At 71.0% G+C, this 22,752-nt stretch carries 12 protein-coding genes and 1 tRNA gene; 2 read left to right on the forward strand and 11 right to left on the reverse strand.

The genetic code is table 11. From position 1 onward, the window contains the following. Positions 1 to 4: 4 nt before the first annotated feature. Positions 5 to 562, reverse strand: coding sequence for a hypothetical protein (locus tag WMF28_RS05935; protein WP_437601090.1), 558 nt, complete (start codon positions 560 to 562; stop codon positions 5 to 7). Between the two features lie 560 nt (positions 563 to 1,122). After that, positions 1,123 to 4,440: a POTRA domain-containing protein gene (locus WMF28_RS05940; RefSeq protein WP_437601091.1), complete on the reverse strand. Its 3,318-nt coding sequence runs from the start codon at positions 4,438 to 4,440 to the stop codon at positions 1,123 to 1,125. A gap of 363 nt (positions 4,441 to 4,803) precedes the next feature. On the opposite strand from WMF28_RS05940, the gene WMF28_RS05945 reads away from it, so the two are divergent. After that, the gene (locus tag WMF28_RS05945; protein ID WP_437601092.1) at positions 4,804 to 5,625 is read left to right on the forward strand and encodes a phosphate/phosphite/phosphonate ABC transporter substrate-binding protein; all 822 of its coding nucleotides are present in this window, start codon (positions 4,804 to 4,806) and stop codon (positions 5,623 to 5,625) included. A 19-nt stretch (positions 5,626 to 5,644) separates the two neighbouring features. Here WMF28_RS05945 and WMF28_RS05950 read toward each other — a convergent pair whose 3' ends face one another. The 4 genes from WMF28_RS05950 to WMF28_RS05965 all read right to left on the reverse strand — a co-directional run bounded on the left by WMF28_RS05950 (position 5,645) and on the right by WMF28_RS05965 (position 14,851). Beyond that, complete coding sequence (locus WMF28_RS05950; protein WP_437601093.1) at positions 5,645 to 10,135, reverse strand: translocation/assembly module TamB domain-containing protein; 4,491 nt, start codon at positions 10,133 to 10,135, stop codon at positions 5,645 to 5,647. A 34-nt stretch (positions 10,136 to 10,169) separates the two neighbouring features. Beyond that, positions 10,170 to 11,204 carry an endonuclease/exonuclease/phosphatase family protein gene (locus WMF28_RS05955; protein ID WP_437601094.1) on the reverse strand — a complete coding sequence of 345 codons (1,035 nt, stop codon included), beginning with the start codon at positions 11,202 to 11,204 and terminating at the stop codon, positions 10,170 to 10,172. Positions 11,205 to 11,298: 94 nt separating this feature from the next. After that, positions 11,299 to 12,972, reverse strand: a complete 1,674-nt coding sequence (ettA, locus tag WMF28_RS05960; RefSeq protein ID WP_437601095.1) for an energy-dependent translational throttle protein EttA — start codon at positions 12,970 to 12,972, stop codon at positions 11,299 to 11,301. Between the two features lie 223 nt (positions 12,973 to 13,195). Next, positions 13,196 to 14,851 (reverse strand): lipopolysaccharide biosynthesis protein, encoded by a 1,656-nt coding sequence (locus WMF28_RS05965; protein WP_437601096.1) that lies wholly within the window; start codon positions 14,849 to 14,851, stop codon positions 13,196 to 13,198. 186 nt (positions 14,852 to 15,037) lie between these two features. Between WMF28_RS05965 and WMF28_RS05970 the strand changes: the two genes are divergently transcribed. Beyond that, positions 15,038 to 15,113 (forward strand) — tRNA-Asn (locus tag WMF28_RS05970). A 488-nt stretch (positions 15,114 to 15,601) separates the two neighbouring features. Here WMF28_RS05970 and WMF28_RS05975 read toward each other — a convergent pair. The 5 genes from WMF28_RS05975 to brxL are packed head-to-tail and all read right to left on the reverse strand — an operon-like array spanning position 15,602 to position 22,751. After that, positions 15,602 to 16,135, reverse strand: a complete 534-nt coding sequence (locus WMF28_RS05975; protein WP_437601097.1) for a Mov34/MPN/PAD-1 family protein — start codon at positions 16,133 to 16,135, stop codon at positions 15,602 to 15,604. Next, positions 16,132 to 17,994: a HesA/MoeB/ThiF family protein gene (locus WMF28_RS05980; protein ID WP_437601098.1), complete on the reverse strand. Its 1,863-nt coding sequence runs from the start codon at positions 17,992 to 17,994 to the stop codon at positions 16,132 to 16,134. The genes WMF28_RS05975 and WMF28_RS05980 overlap by 4 nt, the downstream gene beginning before the upstream one ends. Next, positions 17,991 to 19,130, reverse strand: coding sequence for an SMODS domain-containing nucleotidyltransferase (locus WMF28_RS05985; protein ID WP_437601099.1), 1,140 nt, complete (start codon positions 19,128 to 19,130; stop codon positions 17,991 to 17,993). Before WMF28_RS05985 ends, WMF28_RS05980 begins: the two co-directional genes overlap by 4 nt. Further along, the gene (locus tag WMF28_RS05990; RefSeq protein ID WP_437601100.1) at positions 19,127 to 20,692 is read right to left on the reverse strand and encodes an SAVED domain-containing protein; all 1,566 of its coding nucleotides are present in this window, start codon (positions 20,690 to 20,692) and stop codon (positions 19,127 to 19,129) included. Before WMF28_RS05990 ends, WMF28_RS05985 begins: the two co-directional genes overlap by 4 nt. 10 nt (positions 20,693 to 20,702) lie before the next feature. Beyond that, positions 20,703 to 22,751, reverse strand: coding sequence for a protease Lon-related BREX system protein BrxL (gene brxL, locus WMF28_RS05995; protein WP_437601101.1), 2,049 nt, complete (start codon positions 22,749 to 22,751; stop codon positions 20,703 to 20,705). Between the last annotated feature and the right edge of the window lies 1 nt (position 22,752).

Raw genomic sequence — 22,752 nt, forward strand, 5'->3', positions numbered from 1 at the left:
GAGCTCACGGGCACGCGACGTTGCACCGTATCCGCGCGAGCTCGATGCAGCTCTCGTCCCAGCTGTTCATGCAGCAAAAGGGGTCTCCATCGAGCTCGTCGCACACATTCCCGACGCAGCTGTTGCACGACGCGTCCAGCGCATCGCCCGCCTCGCAGAGGTCGTGTGCGCACCCGCAGGCCCGTCCGCAGGCGGCGGCGAGCCCGTCGACGCAGTGGGCGTCCCACGCGCTCATGCAGCACGCGGGGTCCTCGGCGCACAGCGCGGTGACGCACGGGTCGCAGCCGTCGAGGAGCGGGGCCCCCTCCTCGCACAGGTCGTGGCTGCAGTCGTCCGGCGGGCATGCGCCGCAGTCGGAGGCGCACGCCTGGCAGTTCTCCCGCAGGGGCTCGCACGTGCCGTCGCCGCAGACCGGCGGGCACTCGCCGCAGTCGCCGGCGCACGATGCGCACGTCTCCGGCGCCTCGCAGCGCGCGTCCCCGCAGGCTGGCGCGCATCCCTCGCAGTCGCCGGGGCAGCTCTCGCACGTCTCGCCCTCGTCGCACCGCGCGTCGCCACACACCGCCGCGCCGCCCGAGCTGCTCGACGCCGCGCCGCCGGCACCGCCGGCTGCCTCGGCACCGCCGGCTGCTCCGGCACCGCCGGCACCGCCGGCTGCCCCGGCACCGCCGGTTCCGCCGGCTGCCCCGGCACCGCCAGCACCGCCGGCTGCCCCGGCACCGCCGGCTGCCCCGGCACCGCCGGCTGCCCCGGCACCACCGGCACCGCCGGCTGCTCCGGCACCACCGGCACCACCGGCTGCCCCGGCACCGCCGGCTGCCCCGGCACCGCCGGCACCGCCGGCACCGCCGGCTGCCCCGGCACCGCCGGTTCCCCCGTGCCCGCCCTGGCCTCCCGCGCCGCCGCCGCCGCTCGAGGCGCTGCTCGGTGCGGCGCTGTCGTCCCCGCAGCCGGCGGTCGTCAGGATCGATGTCAGGGCGAGCAGGGCGCACACGCGGAGAGTGCCGTTCATCAGGGGAGCCTCGTCATGGTGAGTTGGGAGCTGCTTTTGCGACCCTCCGGCCGCCGAGCGCGTCCGGCGTCGTGAGGGCGCGAGCCAAGCGTCGCACGCGACGCCGCCTGTCAGAAGAGCCCCACGGAGAAATGGAGGGCCCCGTCGAGCTCGTCGAGCTCTTCGCGCGGATTCAGGTTGAAGCCGTAGTCGAAGGCGAGGGGGCCGATGGGGGTGTTCACCCGCAGGCCAGCGCCGAGCCCGTAGCGGAGCCGCCGCGGGTCGAGGTTCACGTTCCTCGCCCGGATCCAGAGGTTGCCCGCGTCGAGGAACAGGCCGAGCTGGAGCAGATCGGTCAGCGGAACGCGCAGCTCGACGCGCGGGTTCACCATCACCGTTCCGCCGCGCGGGATATCGTCGGTGGAGACCTGGGCCTCCGGAGCGTCCGGGTCCGACGCCTTCAGCGCCTCCCTCGCCTCCTCGAGCCCGTCCTCGGGGTACAGCGACTCGGCCAGATGGGAACGGAGCGAGTCGACGCCGCCGAGGAAGAACAGGCGGTCAGGGTAAGTCCCGCTCTCGGCGACGAGCGGCTGGATGTACCCTCCGGACAGGCTCAGCGCGAGGGTGAGCCTCGACCGGTTCGCGAGGGGGATATAGCCCGATACGCGGCCCGTGAACCGCAGGAAGTGGCTCTCGGGGAAGCTCGACTGGGTCCTCGCCGAGTCGAACGCGTCGAACGCGTCGACGTGCTCGACGCCGCCGGAGAGGAGGAAGCCCCGGGTCGCGGCGAAGGGGGTGTCCCGCGTGTCCCAGGACGCGTCGATCCGCTGCGCCAGGGCGATCGTGCGGCCCTCGGGCATGCGCAGCTGGTCGAGGACCTTCTGCTTGTCGTCGCCGACGGCGCCCGGGAAGAAGCCGACGTCGTTCAGCTCGGTCGAGACGGCGAGCTGCGTCGTGACGGCGCGCCGCGGGCGGTAGGTGATCGCGGGGATGAGCGCCTGCTTCGTGAAGCCGAAATCCAGCTGGTTGTCGCGCACGTCGATGCCCGCCAGGGACAGGCTGACGAGCGGGCCGAGGCCGATCTCCGGGAGCGTGATCGAGACCGTGTTGCGGCGCTCCAGCTGATCGGAGCCATTGAGCTCCTCGTAGTGGCGGCGCGCCGCGGGGTCCACGATCATGAACTCGAACAGGTAGCTGAGCTGGACGCGCATCGTGAGGCCGATGGCCAGGCCGCCGATGTTGCGGTGCCCGTACTCGAAGGCGAAGCGGGCGCCCTCGCCGGTCGAGAACCCGATCTGCGGGTTGAGGTACTGCGGCAGCTGCTCGACCACATGGATGATGACCCGCTTGTTCTTCTGCGGGACGTCCGGGTCCTCCAGCGAGATGGACACGCTGGAGAAGGGGCCGAGCGTCGCGATGCGCTCCTCGCTCAGGCGGGCCTGCGACTGCCGGAACGGCGCCCCCTCGCGGAGCAGGACGCGGCGGAGGATCAGCTGCTCGTCGGTCCGGACGGCGCCCTTGACGACGATGCCGGTGACCGTCACCCGATCCCGCTCCGACACGATGAACCGCGCGCGGGCGCGCGTGCGGTCGGGCGAGGGCTCGATGGCCGTGCGGACCTCGGCGAACGCGTAGCCGAGGTCGCGGTAGGCATCGAGGATGCGCAGCCGCGCGGCGTCGAGGGCGAGCGTCGAGAGGGGCTCTCCGACCTTCAGGTCCGCGACCCGGCTGAGCCAGCGCTCGCTGAACGGGCTCTCCTCGGCGCAGAAGCTCCGGTCCCGCTCGGTCAGGCCGCCCTGGCCGCAGAAGCCCTTGTTCCCCTCGAAGGCGAGATCGTAGAGCCGGGTCTGCGGGCCGGGATGGACCGGGATGCGGAGCGTCACCTCGGGGGCGCACGTGATGTGCCGCGCCGGGTCGGGCCGGCAGGTCAGGGCGGCGGGGACGGGCGGCTCGGGGACGGGGAGGCCCAGCGCGTCGGTGCGGCACTGGGCCGTGACGCGCTCGGTGACCGGCTCGGGGACGCAGGCGCCCGGCGTCGAGCGGCGCGAGCAGGTGGCGCGGAGCACGGAGACCGGACCGACGACGGCGTTCAGGTAACCCTTGCTGTAGAGGTCGCGCAGGTGCTTGAGGGCGCGCTCGTAGGTCTCCTGCTCGTACGTCATCGCCGGGATGAGCTCGACCGGGCGGGCCCGGCCGCCGGCGCCGCGGGTCGGGCCGAACAGGTCCGGGATGCCGCGCGGGTCGGGCATCGAGAAGGCGTCGGCGCCGGGCAGGTCCTCCTCGAGGAAGCTCTCGATCTCGCGGCCGAGATCGTCCGGGCTGAGGTCGCCGGTGAGGCAGGGGAAGACGCGCTTCGTGACGCGCACCTGCTCGTGCTCGCGGACGGTGAAGGTCAGGTACCGGACCGGATCCTCCGGCTTGCCGCCGAGCGACGGGGTCACCTTGGCGTCGAGGAAGCCGCGGGCGACGTAGAACGCGGTGAGCCGGTCGGCGAGATCGTCCGGCTTCGTCTCGGTGGTCTCGCCGAGGTCGAGCGCGGCCTCGAGGGCGTCGCTGTCGAAGGCGCGGTTGCCGTCGAAGGCGGGGACGATGCGCGCGCCGGGATCGAGGTAGACGTAGAGGTAATTGTTCGGGCCGACCGCGAGCACGCGGTGGGAGACCTCGGCGTCGTGAAAGCCGCTCCGGCGGAGGAGCTCGGCCATCTCGCGGTCGGCCTCGGCGAGGGCGGGCTCGTCGACGCGGGCGCCGACGCCGAGGCGGTAGCTCTCCCTGAGCGAGCCGAGCTCCCGGTCCGCGCGCGGGTCGACGACGAACACGCGCTGGGCGACGACGCGCGGGGCGCCGGCCTCGACGTTGAGGGAGAGGACGACCTGCGACGGCTCGTCGGTGTCGACCACGCGGACCGTGACCGCGGCCGCGGGGTAGCCGTGCTGCGCGTAGAACGCGCGGATGCGGGGGTCGATCTCGGCGAGCGCCGCGGCGGTGATCTCGCCGCCCTCGGCGATGCCGGCGGCCTCGAGGGTGCCCTGGCGATCGAGCGCGCCGCCGGTGATCTGGACGGTCGCGATGCGCCGGCGCGGGACGACGACGATCCGGAGCGCGGCGCCGTCCGGCAGCAGGTAGGCCTCGGCCGACGCGCGGGCGAAGTTGCCAGAGGCGAGCAGCTCGCGCATCGCGCGGCGAGCGGCGTCGGGGCTGAGCGGCTCGCCGAGCTCGACGCTGGTGACCGGCGACGCGTTCTGCCAGCGGTCGCCCTGCGCGGCGACATCGATGCGGACGATCGGCTTGCCGACGAGCTCTCCGAGGGCGAGCGGCTGCTGGAGCGACGGCACGTCGGCGCCCTCGGCGCCGGCTTCAGCCTGAACCTGGTTCGCCTGGGCCGGGCGCGCGGGCCCCTGGTCGGCGCGCGCGGGGACGGCGAGCGCGCCGAGCGGCAAAAGGCCGAGCAACAGGGGAATGAGGGCGGAGCGGAGGCGAGCCATCAGGTGCGGAGCGCCGGGGGACGAAAACGAAATGAACCGGCGCCGGCGTGCACGAAGACCGCAGCGTAGCCCGGTTGGACGGCGGTTGGGCAAGAGGCCTCCCGCGCGGCGACGCCGCCCGCGCGCCCTGCATCGCCGCAGCGCGACCGCCCGCATCCGCGCGTCGCCGCGCCCGCGCCCCGTTCGCGCACCAACACGAACGGCGCCGGCTCCAGCGCCCGGGAGGCCCGGGGCCCGGTCGGATCGACGCCTCGACGCGCCGATGTGCGAGACGCGGGGCTCTCGGCGGGCGGACCTCGTGCTAGCGTCGCCGCCCGTGCGAGGCACCGGATGAAGGATCTGGCGATGCTGGTCGGCGCCGTTGCGCACGACCTCAAGGTCGTGACGCTGTGGGAGAGCCTGCGCGAGCACTTTCGCGAGCATGGAATCGTGATTGATTTCGCGCTATTCTCTACGTACGAGCGCCAGGTGGAGTCGCTGGTCCGCGGGCACATCGACGTTGCCTGGGACAGCGCCATCTCGCACGTGCGGGTCAAGCGGCAGACCGAGGGCCGGTCCCGTTCGCTGGCGATGCGCGAGATCGACCGCGACTTCCACAGCAAGCTCCTCGTCCGCCGCGACGCCGCGGTCGGGGCGCTCAGCGACCTCGAGGGCAAGGTGCTCGCGGTGGGGAGCGCCGACTCCGCGCACGCGCGCATCCTGCCGCTCCACTTCCTCCGGCAGGCGGGGGTGGCCGTGGACAGGATCCAGCTCATGCCGTTCGAGGTGGACCTCGGCAAGCACGGGGACACCGCGACGAGCGAGGTCCAGGCGCTCGCGGCGCTGCACGAGGGCAAGGCGCAGGCGGCGGCGGTCGGCGATGCGGTGTGGCTGGCCGAGCAGGCGAGCGGCCGCATCGATCTCCGCCGGGTCGACGTCCTCTGGACGACGCCGGCCTACGACTTCGCGATGTTCGACGCGCTGCCGGCGCTGCCCGAGGCGAAGGCCGAGGCGTTCCAGCGCGCGCTGCTCAGCATGACCTGGAAGAACCCGAAGCACCGGCGCATCTTCGAGCTCATGGGCCACAGGCAGTGGGTGGCCGGCCGCGACGACCGGTACGGCGCGCTCGACGCGGCCACCGCGGCCACCGCGGCGCTCGCCGCCGCCTCCTGACGGCGATTGTCCGCGCGCGTCACTCGAACTCGAGCCGCCACCGGAGATCGGCGCCCACGTTGCCGAGCGGCGAGCTCGCGGCGTCGTTCGCGTTGTCGTAGGACCCCTGGATGCTCATGCGGTCGCTGAGCTTCACCTCGACGCCCGCGCGCACCTGGCTGCCCTGCGAGAGCCCCGTCGTGACGTTGGCGCGCACCGCGTCCGTGATGCGCTTGCCCAGGGTCACCGTCGGCTCCGGGGCGCCGTTCTTCGACGAGTAGCCGGTGCCGAAGCGGAACTCGTCGATGATGGGGACGATGTTCTTCACCGCCTTGTCCGCGCCCGTCAGCGACGAGAGCGCCTCGAGGCCCATGGTCTCGCCGAGCGACGACACGACGCCCTGGTTGAGCTCGGCGCGCGTCATCCCGAGCGTCAGGAGCAGGACGATGTCCTCCTGGCTGAGCGGCGGATCGCTCGTCAGGTTGAGCTGCAGGTTGTCGGCGTCGCCCTGGGCGTGCAGCCTGATGCGCCAGTGCCCGCCGGCGTTCGCGCCGGCGCCGATGCCCGTGGGCGCCGCCGCCTCCGCGCCGGCCGACGGGTCCGCCGCGGCGCTGCTGCTCATGGCCGTGTAGCGGCGGTACTCGCTCTCGGCGCGCACGTCGACCTTGGGGGCGATGCGGAACGGATCCTCGAAGCGGACGTAGCCCTCCCGGACGTTGAACTCGGTGCTCCGCAGCATGAGCTTCGATTCGGGCAGGATGCGCAGCGACCCGCGCGCGCCGAAGCGCTGGTTCGTGCCCGACAGCTCGAGCCCCGTCGGCGAGACCTCGAGCCGCATGTCCGCGAGATCGTTCGAGAAATGGAGCGGATTCGGCGAGAGGACCGTGACGCGGAACCGGACCGCGTCGGCCGCGGGGTTGTAGGTCTGCACCGTCGTCCGCTGCCGGCCCGTCAGGTCGCCGAGGTCGACGCTCATCAGGATCGGGCGCGTGTAGTTGAACGACGTGAGCGTGATCTTGCCCTCGACCTCCGGGAGGTTCTTCTCGCCCGACGCGTCGTCCTCGACGCCGGGCTGGAAGCGCGCCACGAGGTTGGCGTTCGCGGTGAGGTTCACCCCGTCCGCGACCGGCAGCTTCACGCCGGTCGCCACGATCGAGGCCGTCGCCATGCCGAGGTTCAGGCCGCGCACCGGCATGTGCCCGGCCGCGCTCACCGTGCCCGTGCCGACCCGCGCGGTCGCCCGCGTGAGGCGCACGACATCGTCGCCGATCGCGATCTCCACGTCGATGTCGTCGAGCGACACAGGCAGCCCCACGACGTCGAGCTCCCCCTCCTTGAGCGTCGCCGAGCCCGTGTAGCGCGGCGCCTGGAGCGGACCGCTCACGTGGACCTCGGCCTGCACCGTGCCCCGCGCGTGCCGGATCTGCGGGATGTCGGCGCTGAGCCGCGACAGGTTCGTCGGGCTGACCCGGATCGCGATGTCGAGGTCGGGCGCGGTGAACACCCGCTCGACCTCGCCGGACGCGGTGAACGCGGCGGACAGGCGCGAAGCGGTGTGCGCCTCGAGGCGGAGCTCCGGCACCCGGAGCGCGTTCTCCGCGAGGCGGATCGGCCCGGTCGGGGCCGTGAGGTGGAGCCCCTGGCCCTCCCGCTCCAGCTTGAACGCGCCGACCGTGAGCGTGAGCGCCGCCTGCTTCGGGTCCGCGAGCGGGAGCCGCTCGACGTCGAGCGTCGCGGTCAGCGTGCCCTTCGGCGTCGCCGCCGAGAACGCGACGCCCGGGATCAGGTTCGCGAGCGTGCCGAGGTCGAGCGCGTCCATGCGCACCTTGCCGTCCACGATCTTGCGCTGCTGGCGCGTGACGCGGAGCCCCTCCAGCGCGACCTGCCCGCCGAAGAGCGAGCCGTTCGCGATGAACGAGCCGTCGGGGAGGTCGCGCTCGAACTCCACCGGGTCGAACGGCGCGCCCTGGGGGTTGCCGCAGATCGGCGTCCTGCCGAGGATCCTGGGCGCCCTCTCGGTGGGCACGATCGTGAGCTCGACGCGCGAGGGGGGCAGGCTCGCGTGCGTGCGGCGGATGCCGACGCGCGAGACGTGGACGTCCGCGAACCCGGCCATCCGGCTCACGGTGCCGCCCAGGCTGGCGACGAGCGACACCGACCCGTCGAACAGCGAGCCCGCCGGCCCGAGCGCGTCGATCCGCGTGAGCGGCAGGCCGCTCGCGATGACGCTCCCCTTGAGCGCGCCGCCGTGCGCCACGGATACGCTCGCCAGCACCGAGCCCGTGCCCTTGCGCAGCGACGCCGAGCGGACGTCGAGCCGCATCCCGTCGCCGCCGGCGGCCTGGTCGTCCCAGATCAGGTTGAGGTCGACCTCGCCCTCGTCGAAGCGCTCCTCGAGGAGCTCGACGCCGCTGAGCCGCATCCCGGCGCTCACGGCGAGGTAGCCGCCGCCGCAGCGGTCCTCGGGGCCGCCGAGCGCGAAGTGGGCCCGCGCCGTCCCGCTCGCGGTCGCCTTGTAGCCGGCGTACCGCGGATCCTTCTCGAGGCGGAGCATCTCGAGGAGGTCGCGCGCGGCCAGGTGCGGCGCCTCGCGCGTGTCCACGGTCGCGTCCACGACCACGATCCCCGACGCGCTGTCGAGCGGGCGGCCCTTCGGCAGGTTGCCCGCCGGGTCGAAGTCGATCTTGATCGAGGGGACCCGGACGCGGCTCGCCCCGTGCCGGACGCGCGCGCTCTCGAGCGTCACGGCGAGCGGCTCGAACGCGACCGGCGAGGGCTCGAGGTCGCCGATGGGGAACCCGGCGAACACGAACTTCTCGATGCCGACCTCGCCCTTGAGCTTCGGGTGCCCGTAGGGGCCGTGCATCGAGGCCTTCAGCGTGGCGACGCCGGCGAGATCGAGCGCGGCGAGCGGCGAGACATCGGCGAGGTCCACCTGTGAGCCCGGGTGGATCTCGACCCCGAGCTGGTCGTTGAAGCCGAGCGAGACGGTGGCCCGGAGGTGCGAGCCCGGCGTGTCGACCGAGAAGCCGGAGAGCACGACGGCGTTCGGCCGCACCTGGAACGAGCCGCGGACGGTGCCCTCCTTGACGCCCATCAGGCGCTGGCGGGCCGGGTCCGTCGTCGGGCGATCGAAGATGTCGAAGCCGTGCGTCTGCACGGCGAGCGGCCCCTCGAGGGAGAGCGGGGAGAGCGTGCCGCCGAAGCGATCGAACCGGCCCTCGCGCAGCGTCCAGGCGACGTGCGCCTGGGGGTGCACGCCGAGGTCGCGCAGGAGGCCGGGCAGCTGGATGCCGGCGAGGTCGACCGGCCCCACCTGGAGCGGGATGCCCTTCTCGAACGGCTTGATCTCCGCGCTGGAGATCTTGAGCGTGCCGTCGGCCCAGGCGATGGCGGTGTCGGAGAGCTGCACGGCGTCGGGGGTCGTCGCGAGCTTGCTCGAGAGGCGCGTCACGAAGACCCTGCCGTCGAGGCCCGGCTGGTCGATCGCGAGGGTCCCCTTCACCCGGGGGAGCGCGAGGCCGAGCGGCGCGGACGCCGCGTCGTACTCGGCGTCGACGTCGAGCGCGAGCGAGCCGGACGAGGGCGGCAGGCTCACGAAGCGGTGCACGATCGGGACCGGCAGGCGCGCCCGCACGCGGCCCTCGATCCGGTGGGGCATGCCGCCGCCGAGGCCCACGGCGCGGAGGGCGCCGAGCTCGAGCTCCACCCGGCGCCAGTCGCCTTCCTGGAGCGCGCAGGGCGGCGCGGTGCCGGGATCCGGATCGAAGTCGGCGGCGCCCTCCAGGATGAGCCGGCGGACGAGCGCGCGGCCCGGCTCGACGCGGATGCGCGTGTCGAAGCGGCAGACGACGTCCTCGTCGACGCTGTCCTCCTCGGCCTCGCGGCCGGGCGCGGCGTGCGTGTGGACGACCGAGATGAGGCCGGAGCGCAACGCGATCTCGAACGCGTCGGACGGCTCGGCGGAGACGTCGAGGTCGACCTCGCGGGCCTGGATGCGGAGGTTGTCGATCGTCAGGTCGACCTGCGCGTCGGTGATGGCCACCGAGGAGAGCGGCGCGCGGTCGAGCACGCTCTCGTCGCTGCTGCTCCTGGTGCGGGGGAGGTTGAGGTTGCGGAGCTCCCCGTCCTTCACGACGGCGCGGACGCGCGGGCCGACGATCTCGACGTCGCCTGCGTCGATGCGCCCCGCGATCAGCGAGAACAGGCGCGGGCGGATCGCCACGCGCTCGAGCTCGAGGAACGGCGCGCCGCCGTCCGAGGAGTCGACGACGAGGCGGTTCAGGCCGACCATCAGGGGCCAGGCCTGGACGCGCACGTCGTAGCGGGCGGTGATGCCGAGCTCGCTCTGGAGCAGCGCGGCCGTCTCGACCGCCGCCCAGGCCCGCACGGCCTGGGTCCGCACGAGGAAGCCGACGGCGAGCGGGATCGCCCCGATCACCGCGAACACGACGCACAGCACGCGCACGGCGAGGCGCCCCCAGTCCCTCCGGGCTCGCGGCGGGGAGCCTTTTCTCCTCGTGCCGTGCATCGGGGCGCAGCTTAGCTGAAGCGCGGTCGAACGCTTACGTGGGCGGGGTGATCCTGTACGCGGAAAAGATTGGCGCGTGGTCGCTCGCGTCCTCGATCCACGGCCCGTGCGGGATGTGGACCGAGCCCGGGTCGAGCATCCGCCGGAGCAACGGATTGACCATCTGGTGGTCGATGAGCTCTAGCTGTCCGTGAAAGTCGTACGTCCACTGATCCGCGGGCGGCGCCGCGGTCGCGACGTCCTTGAACGCGGCCCGGCCGGAGCCGGCGATGGCCTCGACCGGGGGTGAGTCGGGCAGGTCGTTGAAGTCGCCGAGCACGATGATCACGGCGGTGGGGTGCGCTGCGGCGAGCGCGTCGGCGATGGCACGGACGCGCTGCGCCTCGGCGAGGCGCCGGTCGGGGTCGTCGGGCGCTGCCTTCGATTTGAAGTGGACCCCCAGCAGGATCACCTGGCGGCCGCCCCGGGTGAGGTGGAGCTCGAGGCAGTCGCGCGCGAACGTGTAGACGGGCCCGTGCGTCCCGCGCAGCGTGAAGCGATCGTCCCGGTGCGACACGACCTTGTCGAACGGGATCTTCGAGAGCGCGCCGACGTCGATGCCGCGCGGGTCGTACGCCTCGACGAGCGCGGCGTGGGGGTACGCGCCGCCGAGCTCGATGCGGTTCAGGTCCTCGAGGACGTCGAGGTGCTCGACCTCCTGGAGCACCGCGACGTCGGGGTCGAGGTCCGCGAGCACCGCCGCGATCGCCTCGCGCTTCTCGCGGTAGCGCGCGGTGCTGAGCACGATCTCCTTTGTGCCTCCCGTGTCTTCCTTGTCGTTGAAGAAATCCTTTGTGTTCCACGTTACGACCGCGAGCGGCACGGCCTCCGCCGGCGGGTCGCCCGGACCGGCGCCGGCTCCCGAGCCGCCCGCGCCCGCGCCCCCGCCGCCATTCGACGTGGCGACGGCGAACGGCGAGCGGAGCTCCGCAGCATCCCGGCAGCCGGCGGCGGCCGTCGTCGCCAGCGCGGCCGCTGCGGCGACCGCGCTGAGCCATGCACGCCATGCGCCGAAGGGGCTCCGGACCATAGGAGAGAAAGAGCTACTGCGGGCACCCGCGTCGCGCCAGACCGGAAACGTGCTCCGAGGGTGGAACGCCGCGGGCGCAGCGCGCTGCGTTGCGTCAGCTCGCGGTGAGCTTGCGGTAGCGGAGCTTGCGGGGCTCGGCGGCGTCGGCGCCGAGGCGGCGCTTCAGGTCGGCCTCGTAGTCGGCGTAGTTGCCCTCGAACCAGACGACCTTGCTGTCGCCCTCGAAGGCGAGGATGTGGGTCGCGATCCGGTCGAGGAACCAGCGATCGTGGCTGATGACCACGGCGCAGCCGGCGAAGCTGAGGAGCGCGTCCTCGAGCGAGCGGAGGGTGTCGACGTCGAGGTCGTTCGTGGGCTCGTCGAGCAGGAGGACGTTGCCGCCGCGGCGGAGGAGCTTGGCGAGGTGGAGGCGGTTGCGCTCGCCGCCGGACAGGTCGCGGACCTTCTTCTGCTGGTCGCTGCCGGCGAAGTTGAAGCTGGAGACGTAGGCGCGCGAGTTGACCTCGCGCTTGCCGACGATCAGCCGGTCCTCGCCGCCGGAGATCTCCTGCCAGACGTTGTTGTTCGGGTTGAGGGCGTCGCGCGACTGGTCGACGTACGCGAGCTCGACGGTCTCGCCGATCCGGAGCGCGCCGCTGTCGGGCTGCTCCTGGCCCATGATCATGCGGAAGAGGGTGGTCTTGCCGGCGCCGTTCGGCCCGATGATGCCGACGATGCCGCCGCGCGGGAGCGAGAAGGTGAGGTCGTCGATGAGGACGCGGTCGCCGTAGCCCTTGCGGAGGTGGTCGGCCTCGACGACCACGTTCCCGAGGCGATTGCCGGCGGGGATATGGATCTCGTTCTCCTCGACCTTCTTCGACCTGTCCTCGGCGAGCAGCGACTCGTAGGCGGCGAGGCGGGCCTTGCTCTTGGCCTGGCGGGCGCGCGGGGCCATGCGCACCCACTCGAGCTCGCGCTCGAGGGTGCGCTTGCGCGAGCTCTCCTGCTTCTGCTCCAGCTCGAGGCGCTTCTTCTTCTGCTCGAGCCAGCCCGTGTAGTTGCCCTCGTACGGGATGCCGGCGCCGCGGTCGAGCTCGAGGATCCAGCCGGCGACGTTGTCGAGGAAGTAGCGGTCGTGGGTGACGGCGACGACGGTGCCCGGGTAGTCGTGGAGGAAGCGCTCGAGCCAGGCGACGCTCTCGGCGTCGAGGTGGTTTGTCGGCTCGTCGAGGAGCAGGATGTCGGGCTTCTCGAGGAGGAGCCTGCAGAGGGCGACGCGCCGGCGCTCGCCGCCGGAGAGCTTCGTGACGTCGGCGTCGGGCGGGGGGAGGCGGAGGGCGTCCATGGCGCGCTCGACGACGCGGTCGATCTCCCAGCCGCCCGCGGCCTCGATCTTGTCCTGGAGCGTGGCGTACTCCTCGAGGAGCGCCTCCATGTCGGGGGGCGACTCGCCGAGCAGGGTGCCGATCTCCTCGAAGCGCTGGACGAGGGAGCGGACGTCGTGCACGGCCATCTCGACGTGCTCGAGGACGGTCTTGCCCGCCTCGAGCTGCGGCTCCTGGGCGAGGTAGCCGATGCGGACGCCGTCGGCGGGCCTGGCCTCGCCGAGGTAGTCCTTGTCGACGCCCGCCATGATGCGGAGCAGGGTGCTCTTGCCGGCGCCGTTCGAGCCGAGGACGCCGATCTTCGCGCCCGGGTAGAAGGAGAGCCACAGGCCCTTCAGCACCTCCTTGTTCGGGGGGTGCACCTTCCGGACATCCTGCATCGTGAAGATGAATTGAGGAGCCACGTCTTCGCCTGCCTGGGGTGCCGGCGCGTCGCGTGGCGCCGCTCGGCCTTCGAGCGGGCGCGGCGCTGGCCGGGCTGGGGGAGAGGCCGTATGCGAGATCGCCGGCTGACGGTCAAGGGGGCCTCGAGGCGGGCGTCCGAGCCGGAGAAGGCGGTCGGAGAAGGCAGGCGGACGCTGCCGGGCGGCGAGCGCGGGCCTGGCGCGGCGCTGGCGCCGCCTGGGCCTAGGCCCGGCGCGCGCCGCGCCCGAACGCCTGCCGCAGGGCGGCGAGATCGTCCCGGCCGACCTCGCGCGTGACGACGAGGAGGGCGATGTACACGAGGCCGACGAGGACGGCCTCGCCGAGCACGGCGACCTTGCCGAGCCACGGCAGGCGCGTGCCGACGGCGATCGCGGCGGCGAGGGCGACGCCCACGCGGAGCACCGTCAGCGCGGGGACGAAGCCGCCGGCGACGCGGTGGAGCAGGACGCCGGCGACGACGGCGGAGGTGGCGAGCGCGAGCGAGGTGGCGGTCGCGGAGCTCACGAGCATGTCGGGGCCGAAGGGGGCGCGGGGGACGGCGACGGAGCAGCCGACGGCGACGAGGAGGACCGTGGCGGCGGTGAGCGCGGCCGCGATGCGCTCCCTGCGGAGGCTCGTGAGCGCGGCCGAGGCGACGCCGAGGATGGCGAAGGCGCCCATGCCGAGCGAGAGGACGCGGAGCGTGTCGCCGCCGCGGCTGTAGATCTCGACGGGGAAGGCGAAGCGCAGCACGTGCGGCGCGAGGCCCGAGATGGGGCCGCAGAGGAGGCCGGTGAGCAGGAACGAGAGGCGGACGCCGGTCATCGTGTAGCGGCGGACGGCGGCGCGGTCGCCCTCGGCGCGGGCGCGGGCGAGCATCGGGAAGAGGATGAAGGAGACGGAGAGGAGCAGCTGGTACGGGAGGAACGCGAAGAGCTGCGCGCCGCGGTAGACGCCGATGAGGTCGTCGGCGGCCCTCGGGCCGAGCGCGAGGTGGTTCGTGGCCTGGCCGAGGAAGCGGCGCAGGAGGAAGAAGTCGGTCTGGAGCAGGAAGTTCAGGAAGGTCTGCGAGACGGCGAGCGGCAGGAGGAAGACGAGGTGCTCGCGGATCGAGGGGCCGGCGTTGCCGCGGCGGCCGAGGCCGGTCTTGAGGGTCGCGAGGGGGACGATGATGGCGGCGGCGGCGACGAAGCCGGCGATGGCGCCGAGGACGCCGCTCTGGCCGGCGCGGAGGAAGAGGAGGGCGCCAGCGGCGATGCTCGCGGTGCGGAGCGCGCCGTAGCCGACGTCGAAGGCGGCCTGGGTGAGGAAGCGTCGCTGGCCGTTGAGCGCGCCGACGAGCGGGGCGTAGAGGCCGTAGAGGAGGACGACGCCGGCGGCGAGGCGCAGCGGGCCGGCGACGTGCGGGGCCTCGGAGAAGTCGGCGATGGCGCCGGCGAGGAGCGCGAACGAGGCGGAGACGGCGATGGCCAGGACGGCGTGCAGGGCGAGCGTGCGGCGGAAGGCCTCGGCGGCGTCGCGGTCGGCGACGCTGGAGACGGCGCGCGAGACGCCCTGGATGCCGGTCGCGACGATGACGTTGTTGACCACGCCGACCCCGGCCAGGACGATGGAGACCTCGCCGTAGCCGTCGGTGCCGAGCAGCCGGGGAAGGATGAGCTGCTGGACGAAGCCGAAGACGATGAAGGAGACCTTGGCGCCCGCGATGGCGAGGCCGCCGCGGCCGGCGGAGCGGGCGGCGGAGGGGGAGGGGGCGGCAGGGGAGGGAGAGGGGGCGGCCGAGGGCGGAGAGGGGGCGGCCTGCGCGGGGTCCGGGGGAGCCTGCGAGAGGTCGGGGGCTTGGGGCGGCGGCGGGGAGGGCACGGCGGCGCGCGGCACGGCGGCGTTGTCGCAGAAGCACGCCAGGCGGGCAATCTCGCCGGGGCGCCGGGACGCACGCGGGGGACGGGCGGGGCGGGGGGGAAGACCGGGCGAGCTCACATGCGCGTCACCAAAGCGATGCGGCGTGCGGATTCGCTTGACGGGAAGGTCCGGCTGACTATTCTCGCGCCGTCTCCGACGCATTCCAGCTTAGCTCAGTTGGTAGAGCAGGCGGCTGTTAACCGCCGGGTCGCTGGTTCGAGTCCAGCAGCTGGAGCCATTCATGCGGGGTCGCGGAAACGCGACCCCGCAATTTTTAACAGCGGCCTCGAAGAGCGATCTCCGGGGCCGTTGTCTTTTCTCCCCTGATTTCCCGAGGGTTTGCGCGAAGTCGAGCGCGGCGCGCGCCGGGACGGCGTTCGCGCTGAGAACGCCGCGCGCGTGAAGAGGCGCGCGTCGAAGGCGCGTGGGACGGCGTTCGCGCTCTCTTCTCGTGCCCGCGGGGAGAGAGAAGCCGAGACTCGGTTAACAGCCGACCCTCGTTCTCCGGGACGGCGACCGGGCGATCAACTGTCCCGCGCGGGGAGGGACTGTTGATCATCGGGGCGCTGTCCCGCGCGAGCGCGGAATGGGCGCCCACGTTGGCGCGTGGCGCGTGCAAACCGCCGGTCCCGAGCGTGGCGCGAGTCGTGGGCAACGGCGCGCAGGTGGGCGCGCCCTGCGCGTCCGGCGCAGCACTGTTGGACGCCGCTGCCATCATCGCCGTCGTCAGATCGCCCCTCCCGTCTTGGCCGCCGCCTGTCGCTCCTCCTTCATGCAGTGAAGCTCCAGAGGAGCGCCTTCGGCTGGGCAGACGAAGGCGCGGAAGATCCGATACCCCTCGTGAATCCCGGCGCCAAGGATCAGAAGTAGCGGCTCCTTGCAGTCGTACTCGCGGGCCTGACTGATCTCGAGCATCTGCGCGAAGTCGTCGCCGCTCGGCTCCACGTGGTTCGCGGGATGGAAGTGCCACTCGCCGATGTAGAAGGTCCGTTCCTTGGCCCTCCACCGCTTGCTGAGCATCTCGCGCAGACCGCTCACGCCGCGCAGGAACCACGAGCGCCTTCGCTTCGAGTCGGTCGGCGGCGGCGTCGCCTCGCGTACGATCGCAAGCGCGAGGTCGTCGGAGTAGCGCCCGATCAAGATGCCGCCCGTCTCCACGGAGCCTGCGTCGCGACAGTACCGATCGAGCGCCCCGAGAACGGAGGCCTGTAGCTCCACGGCGAACGTGCCGTCTTCGGTCTTGCCCCTCCAGGTCCTCATGACGCCAACGCCTCCAGGGCGGGCGGCGCGCTCTCGGGCGCGAAGCCCTGGAAGCCGTCGTCCGATGACGATTGTGCGAATACCCGGAAGCGTGGCGCGGTTGGCCTCTTCGCCACCACCGTCTCCAGCTCCTTGACGCAGACCGCTGCCGCCAGAACGACGTCGTCGCAACGAGCGGGAAAGAGCGGCGACCAGCAGCCTGCGCCCTCGAAGACCTCGTCGTTGTCGGCCCAAGCTTTCGACTCGTGCTCAAGCCAGGGGCGGACGTTTCTGGCGAAGTCTCCTTGCGGGAAACGGTTGCCGCTCACGCCGAACGAGAAGAGGCGCTTCCCACCGAAGCCCATGGAGAAGGAAGCGAAGGTGCGAGGGATCGACCACCATGCTCGTTCAAGTGTCGACAGAACCATGTCCGACGACGTGCAGTCGATGATGATGTCGTACTCGTCGAGCTGCGTCTCGATGGCCTTGGCGTCGCTGGGCAGCTTCTCGCTGAACTCGGCGACTCGAATGGTCGGCGAGATCTGCCGGAGCCGCTGTGCGACGACTGGCACCTTGGACTTGCCGACGTCGACGAGCGTTGCCACGTGCCGGTTGACGTTGCCGGACTCCACTACATCCTCATCGATCAGCGCGATGTTCTTCACGCCGGCGCGCACGAGCAGCTCGCTGAGGACCGAACCGAGCGCGCCAACACCGATGACCGCGACGTTGCAGTCTCGCACTGCGCGCGGCAGTCGCCCGCGAGCTTGCAGGCGATCGCCGCTCCAGTTGTCGGTGAACAGGTACTCGAGCGCGACGGTGTCAGCGAACTTCCCGTAGCGATCGCGGTGCCACCAACCACGTGCGTTCGGGCGAAAGCCGTGTGGCTGCCCTTCGGCCTTTTCAAGACGGGGCAGGAGCAATGCGTCCCAGTGGACCTCATTGGCGTCTTCTCCGACGCGCGCGGGCATCGGGTAGCCGAGCATGAGGATGCCGCTGCTCTTCGAACCACGAAGCTGAGGGAACAGCCATCGCAGCATCGCGTCGACGTCGATGTTCATCGCCTTCGCGATTCGCCGAAGGTCTCGCCACGTCCCTGGCGCCTGCCACGGCCGCACAACGACCGGCTGCGGCCACAGCCACCAGAAGCCGTTCACGCGTCGTTCTTGCGCCAGGTCACCGAGCTCGCGTCCTGACCATGCCCGGACAACGTCACCGCTCTGGTCCTCAAAGCTCTTGATGGTGAGAACGTTGCCGATGTCCTTCAGCGCGCCGAACCGAGCGATGCCGAAGCTCCCCGCGCGCCCATCCCAGGCAGCGAAGGACGCCGCGCTCTCGTCGTGAACGACGCGCTCGCGGATCCAACCGCGCGCGGTGGTGTGAGGTCGATCGGGCAGCTCAAAGGGGTCGCCCGCTGCGAGAAGCTGGTCGTTCGCCGCTCGGTGCAGCCACTGGAGTGCTCGCTCGGTATGCCATCGAAGCCGCTGGTCGGCGTCGCCAACGGGATCGCGTACGACGACCACGCGCCGCTCGCCGCCGAAAGGTGTGTCGAGGCAAAGCCGTCCATCTCGCCACGCACGTCGATCGCGCCCCGGCGCGTTCCGCGACTGGTGAGGAAACGTTGCGGTGAGCCCACCTTCGGAAGCCGGGTAGAACGAGACACGCCCGAAGGGATAGGTGTCGTCGAGCAGTACGCACCATCGGGTTGCAGCGGCAACGAACTCGGCGCCGGCGTCACGTCGGAGCACGAGCCGCACGACCCACCGCTTCGCCTTTTCATCGAACTTGGGACCGTCCTCCACCGAGCACGCAACGACCGCGCACAAGCCGCGCAGGCCGCGTTCGATCGCAGGCGGTGGAAGGACGGTCGTCGAGGTCACGCGAAGCGGCCGCTCCCCGGCGTGGCAGGACCCGTGGGCGGCGTGTAGCCACGCCCCGAACCGCCCGAGCCGCCGCCACCGGCCTCCGGGGGCTTCGGGAACTTGCTGCCGAACAGGTCGCGCCAGAGCTTGCCGCTCTCCGTGCGGTCCTGCGAGTCATACGCGCGTCGCGCAAGAGCGGCGCCGTCCTTGACCTGGTCGTAGAACCTCTTGAAGTCGTCAGCCGTGATCCGCTTGAAGACGTCGTGCGTCGACACGCCGTAGTCCGGGAGACTCGGCTTTCCGCCGGCCAGCACCGACAGCGCGTACTGCGAGACGATCTTCTCCAGCGTCTTCACGACACCCTCGGCGACGCTCTCGATGCCGTCGGGGCAGCACTCGCCGATGAGCCGCTCGAGCGGGAAGCCCTTCGGGTGCTTCGGCTCCTCGTGCTTCTCGACGCGCCACCACTTGATGGCCTTCACAACGTTGACGAAGTGCTTGTTCGTGCGGTTGTTCTTGTCGCGCGTCCACCTGATCTGGGCGATCGGGTGCGTCGACTCCCACTTGTTCGCGTCGCGGTCCGGGATGCGAAGGGGCTGTGACTTCCACTCGGGCTCGTTCTTCGCCTCGGCGAGGAGCGTTCGCGCGTCGCTCCTATACCGGGAGCCCAGCGCGAGCCACGACCGGTGGAGGCGCCACTCGGGATCATCTTCGAGACCATCGTCGGCCGAGAGCGCCTCGGACCGAAGGATGCCCGCCTCGGCCTCCGAGGGCGCAGAGGTGAGCACGAGGTCCAGCTCGACGTAAGACAGCTCGATGCCGAACGAGCGCCCCTGCTGCCGCCACTTCCCCTTGTAGTGCTTGTCGAGGAAAGGCTTGAACACGTCCATCGCCTTTGCCGGCGTGTACTCCTCCTCCGAGAGCTTCGTGACGACGATGATGTCGACGTCGGAGCGCCGGTCCCCCTTCGGGCGAATCGCGGTCGAGCGCTTGTAGCTGCCCTGCAGGAAGTCCGAGACGAGGCACTTCTTCAGCCCCTCGTCCGCGTTGAGGCGGTCACGTAGCGTCTGGTGTCCGGTCTTCAGATCATCGCGCATCGCCTTGGTGGGTCGGATGTCCTGCAGGAAGTCAGCGAAGTCGGTTTCAAGGATCATGGCGTGGGCTCTTGGTGTTCCGCGACGGCCTTCGCCGGGGGCGGGAGCGAGATGGAGATCTGGTAGGACCCGTCGCGCTCGATTCCGAAGTCGAACTCATAGAGTGCGAGTCGGCCGAGTGCTTCGCGCTGCTGCCCGATGAAGAACATCAGCGCGTTGGGGCACGCGAAGAAGACGTGCGCCCTCGCGGTGCGACTCGGGCGTGCGCTCGTGAGCAGCGCGGGAAGCGCATTCGCGAGCTGGTAGGCGTGGTCGGCGCCCTTGATGCTCCGGGGCGACGGCCCGCCCTCCGGGCTCAGCACCACGAGGCGGCGCACCGGGGGCGCACCCGCCGATGCGAGGTAGGCCTCGACGTCACCACGCGCGTCGTGCGTGACGGACAAGCAGATCGCCACGTCGTCGGCGTTCGCATTCTTCTCGATCGCCTGCGGTGCCGCCCACGACGGGCCCACAGTCGTGTTCTCGGTCGGTCGCCACACATCGAGGTTCGGCTTCTGCAGCGGCGCTGCCTTCACGCCGGAGTTGCGGCTCAGCTCCCAGCCCGCAAGCAGCGCGAACGAACCGTGGCACTCAAGGGCGATCACGGACTCCCCAGCGCGGAGACGTGCCCGGCGCTCCTGGTCGCCAAGGAATGCGAGCACCTGCGCCGCGCTCGCCTCCCACGAACCGCCCTGCGCCAGGTGGCGGCCGTCGAAGTTCGACGAGACGCAGACGAGCTCGTCGACCTCGGACTCGAGCCGCTCGGCGAAGCGCATGAAGCTCCGCACGCCGATGGCGAAGGGGCGTGACGGCTTGGCGCCGAGATCGGCCAAGAGCCCCTCCTTCTGGCACAACGCGCGGAACGCGGCCTCGTCGAACGAGTGCTGGCCGCTCATCAGGAACTGCTGCACCAGGCTCTCGTAGGGGCACGCCGCGCGGTCAGCGCTTGGCGTGCGGAGGCCGGCGGCCTCGAGGGTTGCGTAGACGTACGCCTTGAAGTCGCGTCGCCCGAAGTGATCGAGCTGGAACCGCAGCGTGCGAGCAAACGCCGTGAACGGCTCGACGTCGAGGCTCAGATGGGTGCGCCACTTCTCGCGGATCTTCCCGAGGTCGCCCTTCGCGCCATCCTCGAAGAACTTGGGCGGCAGCTCACCGTCGAATTCGCGCAGAAGGCTGGCGAGCTTATCGTCGTCCTTCCATCGCCAATTGGACGCGAGGTGGAGCCGAAACGGGACGCGCTCCTGCTTCGACAGGTGGGCGTAGGCCTCATGAAAGCGCTTGAGCAGCGAGACCTTCGCGTTGATGAACGACGGGTCGATCAGCGCGTCGGCGCTGTACGCGTCGCGGTTGTCGACGTGGTACTTGAGCTGGAAGTAGTCAGCGCTCGCCTGCCAGCCGCCCGCGTTGACCCCGGGCGCGCGGTAGAAGACGGCGACGTCGTCGACGCCATCGGCGTCGTCGTGTTCGAGGACGACGCGCTCGACCAGGGAGTTCGGGCGCAGTAGGTCGGCCGCCTGCCGCCAGAAGAACAGGCCCTGGTAAACGTCGCCTTCGGTCCGTGCGCCGACTTGGTGAAGTGCCATTGCCTCCCCCTCACTCCACCAGCGACTTGAAGACGGCGTCCGACGCGTCCTTGTAGAACTCGATGTTGAGCTTGGTCCACAGCTCGTCGGGCAGGTCGTTGAGCTGCCGGCGGGCGGCGACGGGCATCAGCAGGGTCTGCGCCTGCTTGTCGACGGCCAGCTCCGCGATGCGCACAGCGTTCGGAATCATCTCGATTGAGCCGCCGAGGTTGAGCGCGCCGACGACGATGGTTCCACCGCGCGTGTTGCGCCCGAGGAGCGCGCCGCATAGGGCGACGAGGACCGGGACGCCGAGGCCCGCCCCGGCCTTGTCGGCGTCGAGTGCACGCATCTGGATTGAAAACTCGTGTTCGCGTGGGTTGCGGTCGCCGACGAGTTCCTTGGCGCGTGTGTAGAGGTTCTGTTCGCCGACCTTCACGCTTTCGCGGAAGGCGGGTGGCGTCGGCTGGTTGAGCACCTTCACGCCCGCGCCCGGTCCGCTGGCCACCTCGAGGCGATAGAGGCCCGGGCCAGCGTCAGGGCTCGCGGGGCTCACCGCCCAGACCTGGCCGGGTGGGAGCGGATCGCTCTCGATGGCCTCGTCGCTGTGCAGCTCGGGCGTCGAGACGAACTGCTCCACGCCCTCAGGGCCGACGATGTAGCTGAAGTGCGTGTTGCGGAACTCGCTCTTGAAGCAGCGCTTCTGTTGCTCCTTCACGCGGCGCCGCGATTCGAGGGCGACGCGCACAATCCACTCGAGGTCCTCGTCGGGCACGGGCGCCTCGGGGTCGGGGAAGAGCAGCTTGGTCAGGCCGCTCACCGTCTTGTTCACCGCCTCGATGTCGCGGCCGGAGAGCGCGCCGCCGAGGTGAACGCGCCCTTGCATCACCGAGACGCGGTTGCCCGAGCGCAGCTTGCTCCAGCACTCGCTGAGGAAGTCGCTCACCAAGCCGAAGTGGTCCGTGAAGTGGTCATTGGGGTTGAGCTTCGGGAAGTCCCACCCCGGCACGAAGGCGTGAAGGCGGTCCATGAACGCTGTGTCGTTGCGCATCTCCGGCGGCAGCGGGCTGAGCAGGTGCGCGACGCGCTGCTGCTGCTCAACGTCAACGTCGAAGTTGCCGACCATGACGATGCCACCCTCGGCGCGGATGTTCTCCTTGCCCCGGCTGAACTGCCCCGAGGCCATGTAGCCCTTCATGATGTTGATGCCGTCCTTCTGATCGAAGGAGACCCCCGACACCTCGTCGAAGCAGACGACGTCGTACTGGCACACGAGCCCGCGTTGGCCGCTCGCGTTATTCACGAACATCTTGGCGACCGTCGCCTTGCCGCCCGAGATGAGGTGAGCGTACGGCGAGATCTGCTGGAAGAGGTGGCTCTTTCCGGTGCCGCGCGGGCCGAGTTCGACGAGGTTGTAGTTGCGCTCGACGAACGGGACCATGCGCAAGATGGCGACGCGCTTCGCGCGCTCGGAGAGCGATGCAGCCTCGAGACCAATCGAGCGAATGAGGAAGTCGATCCACTCCTGCGTCGTGAACGAGCGGCGTGCCTTGGCCAGCACATCGAGCACGTCCGACTTCGACATCTGGATCGGGCGCATTGACTGGATGGAGAACGGGCGGCCTCCCTGCTCCTGCGCGGCGACTCCGTCGTAGGCGAGTGTAACCTCGGCGTAGAAGCCGTCGGTCAGCATGCGCTCGTTCTCGCGCACGAGCTGGTCGTCGATGAGCACATCGCGCAGCGCGAGGCTCGGAAGCTCGGCGAGGAAGCGGTCGTTCTTCGCGTCGAGGCGCGCCTTGATGATGTCGATGAGCTTGACGCTGCCGCTGTCCTTCGCGCGCGCCTTGAACAGCTCCTCCTCGCCCGTGCGCACCGTGCGGTCGCGGAGCTGCTTCTCGACGATCTGGAGTCCCTCCGCGATCTCCTTCTCGTCGGTGCTGGCGCAGTAGCGACCAAGGAGGAACTCGACCACGTAGGTCGGCACCGGGTACTGGCGCGCGTACTTGCGAACGAGGTCCTTGCGAACGAGGTAGCCGTCGAAGACCGCAGCCGCCTGCTGATCGAGATGGTCGAGGGTCATG

The organism is Sorangium sp. So ce590, assembly GCF_051521365.1.
Classification (GTDB): domain Bacteria; phylum Myxococcota_A; class Polyangia; order Polyangiales; family Polyangiaceae; genus Sorangium.

What these genes read in the sequence shown, in the direction of transcription:
- WMF28_RS05985 (WP_437601099.1), bottom strand. Translation starts at nt 19,130, where the DNA reads ATGATCCTTGAAACCGACTTCGCTGACTTCCTGCAGGACATCCGACCC.
- WMF28_RS05990 (WP_437601100.1), bottom strand. Translation starts at nt 20,692, where the DNA reads ATGGCACTTCACCAAGTCGGCGCACGGACCGAAGGCGACGTTTACCAG.
- WMF28_RS05955 (WP_437601094.1), bottom strand. Translation starts at nt 11,204, where the DNA reads ATGGTCCGGAGCCCCTTCGGCGCATGGCGTGCATGGCTCAGCGCGGTC.
- WMF28_RS05945 (WP_437601092.1), top strand. Translation starts at nt 4,804, where the DNA reads ATGAAGGATCTGGCGATGCTGGTCGGCGCCGTTGCGCACGACCTCAAG.
- WMF28_RS05975 (WP_437601097.1), bottom strand. Translation starts at nt 16,135, where the DNA reads ATGAGGACCTGGAGGGGCAAGACCGAAGACGGCACGTTCGCCGTGGAG.
- brxL (WP_437601101.1), bottom strand. Translation starts at nt 22,751, where the DNA reads ATGACCCTCGACCATCTCGATCAGCAGGCGGCTGCGGTCTTCGACGGC.
- WMF28_RS05950 (WP_437601093.1), bottom strand. Translation starts at nt 10,135, where the DNA reads ATGCACGGCACGAGGAGAAAAGGCTCCCCGCCGCGAGCCCGGAGGGAC.